Origin of the sequence: Sulfitobacter sediminis (assembly GCF_040811725.1) — a bacterium.
Taxonomy (GTDB): domain Bacteria; phylum Pseudomonadota; class Alphaproteobacteria; order Rhodobacterales; family Rhodobacteraceae; genus Sulfitobacter; species Sulfitobacter sediminis.
In genome coordinates this window covers 1-7,655 of the sequence record NZ_JBFNXX010000052.1, presented here as the reverse complement: position 1 = coordinate 7,655, position 7,655 = coordinate 1, and the positions used below count along the sequence as shown (strand labels likewise).

General features: G+C 60.4%; 8 protein-coding genes. 1 reads left to right on the top strand and 7 read right to left on the bottom strand.

What is annotated here, in order from left to right:
- Window positions 1-255: 255 nt before the first annotated feature.
- The 7 genes from AB2B41_RS22560 to AB2B41_RS22530 all read right to left on the bottom strand — a co-directional run bounded on the left by AB2B41_RS22560 (window position 256) and on the right by AB2B41_RS22530 (window position 6,254).
- Window positions 256-594, bottom strand: coding sequence for a RidA family protein (locus AB2B41_RS22560; protein WP_367880081.1), 339 nt, complete (start codon window positions 592-594; stop codon window positions 256-258).
- Window positions 595-603: 9 nt separating this feature from the next.
- On the bottom strand, window positions 604-1,998 hold the full coding sequence (locus AB2B41_RS22555) for an FAD/NAD(P)-dependent oxidoreductase (protein WP_367880080.1): 1,395 nt from the start codon (window positions 1,996-1,998) through the stop codon (window positions 604-606).
- A complete protein-coding gene (locus AB2B41_RS22550) occupies window positions 1,985-2,293 on the bottom strand; it encodes a (2Fe-2S)-binding protein (RefSeq protein ID WP_367880079.1) in 309 nt (102 codons plus the stop codon). The genes AB2B41_RS22555 and AB2B41_RS22550 overlap by 14 nt, the downstream gene beginning before the upstream one ends.
- On the bottom strand, window positions 2,268-3,368 hold the full coding sequence (locus AB2B41_RS22545) for an NAD(P)/FAD-dependent oxidoreductase (protein ID WP_367880078.1): 1,101 nt from the start codon (window positions 3,366-3,368) through the stop codon (window positions 2,268-2,270). The genes AB2B41_RS22550 and AB2B41_RS22545 overlap by 26 nt, the downstream gene beginning before the upstream one ends.
- Window positions 3,369-3,434: 66 nt before the next feature.
- Window positions 3,435-4,433: a TRAP transporter substrate-binding protein DctP gene (dctP, locus tag AB2B41_RS22540; RefSeq protein ID WP_367880077.1), complete on the bottom strand. Its 999-nt coding sequence runs from the start codon at window positions 4,431-4,433 to the stop codon at window positions 3,435-3,437.
- 43 nt (window positions 4,434-4,476) lie between these two features.
- Window positions 4,477-5,787, bottom strand: a complete 1,311-nt coding sequence (locus AB2B41_RS22535; protein WP_367880076.1) for a TRAP transporter large permease — start codon at window positions 5,785-5,787, stop codon at window positions 4,477-4,479.
- A complete protein-coding gene (locus AB2B41_RS22530; protein ID WP_367880075.1) occupies window positions 5,784-6,254 on the bottom strand; it encodes a TRAP transporter small permease in 471 nt (156 codons plus the stop codon). Before AB2B41_RS22530 ends, AB2B41_RS22535 begins: the two co-directional genes overlap by 4 nt.
- A gap of 115 nt (window positions 6,255-6,369) precedes the next feature.
- Between AB2B41_RS22530 and AB2B41_RS22525 the strand changes: the two genes are divergently transcribed.
- Window positions 6,370-7,299 carry a LysR family transcriptional regulator gene (locus AB2B41_RS22525; RefSeq protein ID WP_367880074.1) on the top strand — a complete coding sequence of 310 codons (930 nt, stop codon included), beginning with the start codon at window positions 6,370-6,372 and terminating at the stop codon, window positions 7,297-7,299.
- Window positions 7,300-7,655: the final 356 nt, after the last annotated feature.

The window sequence follows — 7,655 nt, the reverse complement described above, 5'->3', positions numbered from 1 at the left end:
TGAAGAGCCGGGCAGAAACCGTTCGGCCATCAATTCAAACGAAATCCCCGGTCGACTTTTTCAACAGCATCCGGACAGACCCGCCGTTCGGAGTCTGGCTCGCAGAGTCTGTTTTGCACGCTTAGCGACAGCAGCGAGCAGCACTACTGTCGGAAACCGGTCAGTCGCTCGGGGTACTGTAAGAGTGGTAGCTGCAAAACGAAGTGGACGTTCAGTTCCAAGATTGAAGCGACCGTTCGCTGAACAAATGGCGGTCTAACATGCCGCGGTGACAATGATCTCGACTTTCAGTTCAGGACGAGCCAGCTTTGCCTCTCCGCATGCCCGCGCGGGCGCACGGCCTTCCGGAACCCAAGCGTCCCAGACAGCATTCATCTCGGCAAAATCCGCCATATCGGCGAGCCAGATCACAACCTGCAACATCTGATCCTTCGAAGATCCCGCCCTGTCCAAAAGAGCCTCGACCCTGCCGAGGCAGTCTTTGGTCTGATCCGTGACAGTTGCCCCTTCGCCGACTTGCCCGCAGAGGTAGGCGACACCGTTGTGCTTGACAATCTTGCTCATGCGTTGACCGGTATCGATGCGTTCGATCATGTCATGCTCCTATTCCGCGGCATCCTGGTTTCCGTCTTCCATGCCGGCCAATTCACCAAGAGTGACCGGCTTGAGCGGAGGGCGTATGCGGTAGTAACCCGTTTCATCTGGCGATGCATCGTTGGCTTCTGCCAGCAGTGTCGTCACGGTCAGACCACAAAATCGTCCCTGGCAGGGTCCCATGCCCGCCCGGCCGAAAGCCTTGGCTTGGTTCGGTCCCAGACAACCAAGTTTGGCATAGCTGCGGATGTCACCGGCGCGAACCTCTTCACAGCGGCAGATGATCGTGCTGTCGGCGGGCGAGAGTGCCTGAGAATATGGTGGGTAAGCCGCATCCAGAAACGGCCGGATCGCCATCTCGCGCCTGCGCGCCTTCTTAAGCGGTGCCGCGTCGAGATCGCATTCCTTAGCGGACAGGTGGCCCGAAAGGGTGGCAATCTGCAGGGCCGCAAGTCGCCCCGCGATCTCGGCCACAGATGCGCCGCCGATGCCCGCGCCATCACCCGCGATAAACACCCCCGGCACATCGCTTTGGCCCCAATCGTCCAACACCGGTGCAAAGGCCTTCTGGTCCGTTTTCCACAGGTGCTCGATGCCGAGTGAACGGGCAGCCTGGGTATTAGGCACAACCCCGTGATGGAGAAGAACGGTGCCACAAGCCACGTGCTGGTTTCGGCCTTTGTGAGTAAATCGCACGCCAGTAGCACGTTCCGTGCCTTCGATGGAAATATCGGTAGCCCCCGCGTATCGTGGAACGCCTGCGCGGCGAATTTCAGTCAGCATTTTCAGGCCCTTGGCCAAATATGTCCGCCCCCGGATTGCTCCGACGATGTGCTGTGCCGCGCCCAGCATGTCGGTGTGGGTCTGGGTTTCGACCATGGCGGCAGGCGGCGTACCTGCTCGCACCATCTGGGCGGCGATCAAATAGAGCAGCGGGCCAGAGCCAACCAAGACCGCGTCACGGGCCAGCAGACCCGACTGTTTGAGCAGGATTTGCCCGGCCCCGGCAGTCATGACACCCGGCAAGGTCCATCCCGGTATTGGCATGGGCCGTTCCAGCGCACCGGTTGCCAGCAAGATGCGTTCGGCCCCGATCTGCGCGCCACGCCCGTCCCGCGAATAGGAGATGCGGAACCCGTCCTCGATGGCCCAGACGACGGCACCTGCAATATGGTCAATGCCGCTTTTCGCTAGGCCCGCCGTCAGCCCTTTGCCAATGGCGTAGTCCGGACCCAGAATGTCCCCGCGCAGAGGTACCACGCGATCAACATCGCGGTATATCTGACCGCCAGCGCGGGGTTGTTCGTCCAGCAGCGCCACGTTCAGACCATGCCTGGCTGCTTCAGTCGCTGCGGCCATTCCTGCGGGTCCTGCCCCAACGATTGCAAGATCATACTGGCGCATCTGAGGCCTCCAATACGTGCGGTCGCGAGATCTGCATGCCCGCGGCGACCTCGATCATGCAGGCTTGGCGCAGCACCCCGTCGATTTCTACAAGGCAATCGAAACAGGCCCCCATCATGCAGAACGGGCCCCGGGGTGCGCCCGAGACGGGCGTCGTGCGAAATGTACCAACACCTGCGGCCAGTAGCGCCGCGGCAAGGTTCGCGCCTTCTGGCAGGCTCAGCGTCGCGCCGTCGAAGCTGACCTCGACGCGTGGCCCGGTTTCGAGTTCAAGAAACGGCGAAGCGGTTTTCACTGAACACCTCCAGATCAGGCGCGGCATCCGTACCTTCCAGCCAATCGGGCAGCAGGCGGGCATGAGCCGCAGCAAGGGTGATGCCGCTGTGGCAGGTCACAAGAAATGCGCCGGGCATCTCTTGGCTTTCTTGGTAGATCGGCAGTCCGTCGGGCGACAGGATGCGCAGCGCCCCCCAGGACCGGACCAATTGCGCCTTTGCCAAGGCGGGATATGCGGCAATTGCATCGGCGGCGAGGCCGGAGAGGCCAGGTTGCGTGACACGGTCGTCGAGGCCGACCTCTTCATTGGTGGCGCCGATCTGTATGCCGCCTTCGTCCACCTGCCGCGCGATCAGCGACGGACGGTTGATCAGTTTCGGCAACTTCTCGGTGATCAGCACCTGTCCGCGTTGCGGGCGGATCGGGGCCTTGAAGCCCATCTTCGGGCCAAGTTGCGCAGCGCCGAGACCGGCGGACAGAACGACCTTGGCAGCGCTGACAACGGTGCCGTCGGCGCAGGTGATGCGAAAACCGTCGGGTTTGGTGACCTCCGTCACCATCTTGCCATTGAGAACCCGCCCGCCCATCCGGCGCACATCGGCAGCCAGGGCCATCAGCAGTTTCAACGGGTTTGCGTGGCCGTCCTGATGATGCAGGATCGCCCCCACAACCTTGGGTCCGATATGCGGTTCTTCCTTGCGCAGGGCATTATGGCCCAGAACCTCATAGGGATAGTCACCGCCCAGCTTGGCCTTGAGAACCTCGTATTTCTTGACCGTTTCTTCCAGGCTCTTTTCGGAGAAATGCAGGTCATAGCCGCCGTTCTGTTCCAGCGGCACAGCATGGCCGGTATGATCCCCAAGCTCCTTGGCGAATTCGGCCCAGATTGCAGCCGACTCCTGCGACCAGCGGGCATAGCGGGGCTGGTTCATGCCCTTGGACTGGACCCAGACCAGGCCGAAGTTGCCCCGGCTGGCCCGGAATGATCCATCGTCGCCATCCAGCACCGTCACCGTCAGCCCGCGCCGCAGCAGGCCCCAGGCAACCGAGAGGCCAACAACGCCGCCTCCGATGATGGCATAATCGGTTTCCATGATCGTGTTCCGATGGTGAAGGATGGGCTGTCAGGGCGACCTCATGCCGCCCTGACGGGTTTTGGCTCAGTTACCGGCGGCGGCAACCTTGTCGAGGATCGCCTGACCCCACTCGACACCCACATCTTCCAGAACCGCGGGCCAGACTTTTTCACGGGTTGCTGCGGCCATGGCGGCCAGATCGTCGGCGCTCAGCTTGGCAACGGTGGCACCCAGCTCATCGACAAGGCGCTGTTCGTTCTTGCCCTGATCGGCCTCGGCCACTTCCCAGCGGGTTGCCTCAAAGGCTGCTGCCTGTTCCTTCAGCGCGGCCTGATCCTCGTCGGACAGCTCGGCAAGGCTGCCGTTGGAAATGATCATGTACCAGACTTCGAAATGGGTGTTGGCCGGGATGTAGGTCTTGGTCACGTCGCGGAACGACGCATAGTACCCTTCGGCACCCGACCCGATCACGCCGTCGACAACACCGGTCTGAACGGCAGTGAAGGCCTCCGAGAAGGGGATCGGCGCGGGGATATAGCCTAGGGCTTCGCCGGTCAGCTGGAAGCTCTTGATGCCGGGCACACGCACCTTGATGCCGTTCGGATCAACCGAGCCGGGGTTTGCGTTTTCCACGTTAAGCGAGATGCCACCGAAATAGACCGGATAGGCCGCCAGCATCGTGATGTCCTGCTCGGCGTAAAGCTCTGCCATGGTTTCACGCACGACACCGCCGGGGCCATAGACCGCGCGGGCCTGATCCCAGTTCCCGGCAAGGTAGGGGAAGGAGCTGATCTGCATACGCCGATCGGCGGCAGTCGCGGCGGGCTGGGTCGCCATGTCGATGGCACCCACGCTGATGCGTTCCTGCACGGTGGTGTAATCGCCCAGCGCCGAGGCCGGGAAGATGTTGATCGTGACGTCGCCGCCGGTTGCCTCTGCCACGGCTGCGGAAAAGGCGCGCAATTCCACGTCGATGGTGGCGTCCTGCGGGCGGACGTGGCTCATCTTGAGATCAGCGGCGGTTGCGATAGTGCCAAGCGCCATGAGGGCGGCGGTGGCGGTGGTCAGGAATGCATGTTTCATTACGGGTTTCCTCCTAGTTGGGATGCATTTGAGCGGGTTGGATTCAGGGGGCCACGTCGTAGCCGAAGAGACGTGGCAGGTAGAGCGACAGGTCCGGCCAGAGCGAGGTGAGGAAGACCACCGGCACATAGCCAAACAGGATGAGTTTCATCGCAGGCGGTATGACTTTCGTCACCTTCACGTTGCCAATGCGCGCGCCCAGATAAAGGATCGAGGCATAGGGCGGAGTAACCCCGCCCATCGCGGTGTTGACACCCATGATCGCGGCGAACTGCACGGGACTTACCCCAATCGCCTGCATCAGCGGCAAGAGCAGCGGCGCAATCAGGATGATCGCGGTTACGTCATTTACGACCATGCCAACGAGGAAGAGCATGATGTTGATCATGATCAGCAGGACGATCTTGTTCTCGGTGATCGAGAAGATGCCCTGCACCAATTGCTGCGGGATGCTTTCGTAGACGAACATCTGGCTGAGGATCATGGAGAAGAGGATCATCATCATGATCGCGCCCACGGCAGTGGCGGCCTCTTTCCCGGCGAGCAGGAAGTTGTTCCACTTCAGTCCCTTGTAGATCAGGAACCCGACCGGCACCGCGTAGATCACGGCGACAGCGGCGGCCTCCGTCGGGGTCATCACGCCGCCGTATATGCCGCCCAGGATGATGACCGGCATCAGGAGCGCCGGGAAGGCATGGAAGCCGCGCCGGGCGACCTCGCCCGATAGTTCCGAAAAGGAGGGCTTCTCATCGAGGATCAGGTTGAACTTGCGCGCCATGAAGAGGTTGATCACGGAGAATGACGTCATGATCAGCAGGCCGGGGCCAAGCGTGGCAAGGAAACAGGCGAGGATCGAGGTGTCGGTGACCCATCCATAGACGATCATCGTCACCGACGGCGGGATCAGGAGCCCGAGGATCGAGGAATTGGCGATAAGCGCGGTCGCATATTCGCGCGGGTATCCGCGCTTTTCCATCTCCGGGATCAGCAACGGGCCGATGGCGGCGATCCCCGTCAGGCCAGAACCGGAGATTGCCCCAATGACCGCACAGGAGACGGCTGCAACGACGCCAAGTCCCCCGCGCACATGGCCGATGAAGGCGTTGACGAAGCGCAGTAGGGAGGCGGCGATCCCGCTTTCGGACATGACTGTGCCCGCCAACACGAAGAGAGGAATGGCAAGCAGGACCGGGTTGCCCAGCTGCTGCATGCCCCAGAGCATCATGCCTTTCATGGTCACGTCGCCCAAGAAATACATGACCATCAGGGCCGACCCGAAGCAGTAGGGCAGCGGCACGCCAAGCGTGAGCGTGATCACCAGCAGGGCGATGGCGAGAAGGGCAATCTCGATCATAGCGTACCTCCGGTGCGCAGGCTTGCGATGTGGCGCATCAGGTGCATCGCGGTATAGGCCATCATCAGCCCCAGACCGATGACCAGGGCCACGTCAGAGTAGAAGGTCGGGATGTAGAGCGTCGGGCTTTCGCGCCAGACGCGCCAGGCGTACCTGGTGTAGTCCCAGGCCCAGGAGAGCAGCCAGAGACCCACAATCAGGCTTATCACCTCGCCAACGATGGCCAGAATGGTGTGGCCACGGTTTGTCTTGATGAAGATTTCCAGGACATTGGCGCGGATATGGGTGTTCTCGCGCGAGGCGTTGACTGACCCAAGGATGTAAAGCCAGATCGTCGGATAGGCCATCGTCTCTTCCAGGCCCATGACCGGCACCTGCAGGACATAGCGGGTGATGACCTGAACGAATTGCCCCAGGGCCACGGATAGGATCAGGGCCGTGAGCAGATATTTCGAGAACGTGTCCATAAGCCCCCCAGCGTCTCGCGAATTCTCCGCGTGAACTGCTCCAGCATTCCACTCGACAGATCGCATCAAATCAATTTAATAATAACTTTAACTGCATAAATTGGATTTATGATCGGTGCACCTGTCCCTTAGGCAACTCGCCACGTTCCGTGAAGTCATGCGGTCAGGCTCGATCAGCCAGGCCGCACGCACGGTGGGCCGAACCCAGCCCGCTGTATCGACCATGATCCAGACGCTGGAGGACCAGCTTGGCTTTGCCCTGTTCCTTCGGTCCCATGGAAAGCTGACACCCACACCGGAGGCACAGTTTTTCCTTGAGGAATGCGAGGATATCCTCGGACGGGTCGAACGCACCGAACGCACGGTCCAGCGGATCAGCTCGTTGCAATCGGGCAAGCTAAAGATCGCCTGCCACCCGGCGGCCTCCAGCGTGTTCCTTCCCCGGCTGATGACCGGCTTTCTAAAGGATCGGGAGGATCTGGATGTTTCGCTCATCATGCGCTCGTCAGACGTGATCGAGGACCTGATCGCATCCCAGCAATACGACCTGGGGTTTGCGGAAACACCGCAGCCGCGCTCATCCATCAGGCAAACAGATTACGACCTCGAATGCGTCTGTGTCTTGCCAAGAGGCGATCCGCTGGCGAAAGCCGAGTTCGTCACGCCAGGGGATCTTGACGGTCGCCCCATGGCCGTCCTTTTCGATGATCATGGGACAGCAGTTCAGACCGAGGCCGCGTTTCGTAACAGCGGATGCCACCTGAACAAACGCCTTGAACTGCGTACCTTCCTTCCAGGTCTCCAATTCGTCGCGGCAGGTGTCTGCGTGATGGTCTGCGACATGATCACGGCCTACAGCCACCTTACCCAAGCGCCCCAAGACCAACGTCTGCCGATCCGGCGCTTCAGCCCCAAGATATCAAACAGCGTCTCCATCCTGACGCCCGGCTACGCCACACAATCCATGGCAGCCAAAGCATTCATTGCCGAACTCCATGCAGCAGTTGAGCAGATGCAGCTCGGAATTCTTGACGCGTTGAGTTAGTGACCAACTGTCGGGGTTCGTCTTTCGCTCAACCGTTCTACAAGCAATCGGAAGTGAGCGCGATATGACTGAAGTTCATCTTTGAGCATTGGTGAAGGGCAGTTTTGACGGTCCGCATTGTGGCATCGTCACCAATCGGAGAACGAAAAAATGGGTCGCCCGAATGAGCAGCAATTTCAATTTCTTTGCGCTTCGCTTCACGATGTACTGGTTGCAGCATTCGACAGATTGGGCTCGTTCCAGCCATTGGCTGCGCGTACCATAAAGGTCTGCTAAGCAGAGATAGTGTTGAAGAAGTCTGGGTCAGAGCTGCCGATGAGCGAAGCCCAAAGCCGCAAGGCCGCTCCTCTCAGCCT

Coding starts and splice junctions, on each gene's coding strand:
- AB2B41_RS22545 (WP_367880078.1), bottom strand. CDS start 3,368: ATGGAAACCGATTATGCCATCATCGGAGGCGGCGTTGTTGGCCTCTCG.
- AB2B41_RS22530 (WP_367880075.1), bottom strand. CDS start 6,254: ATGGACACGTTCTCGAAATATCTGCTCACGGCCCTGATCCTATCCGTG.
- AB2B41_RS22535 (WP_367880076.1), bottom strand. CDS start 5,787: ATGATCGAGATTGCCCTTCTCGCCATCGCCCTGCTGGTGATCACGCTC.
- dctP (WP_367880077.1), bottom strand. CDS start 4,433: ATGAAACATGCATTCCTGACCACCGCCACCGCCGCCCTCATGGCGCTT.
- AB2B41_RS22555 (WP_367880080.1), bottom strand. CDS start 1,998: ATGCGCCAGTATGATCTTGCAATCGTTGGGGCAGGACCCGCAGGAATG.
- AB2B41_RS22560 (WP_367880081.1), bottom strand. CDS start 594: ATGATCGAACGCATCGATACCGGTCAACGCATGAGCAAGATTGTCAAG.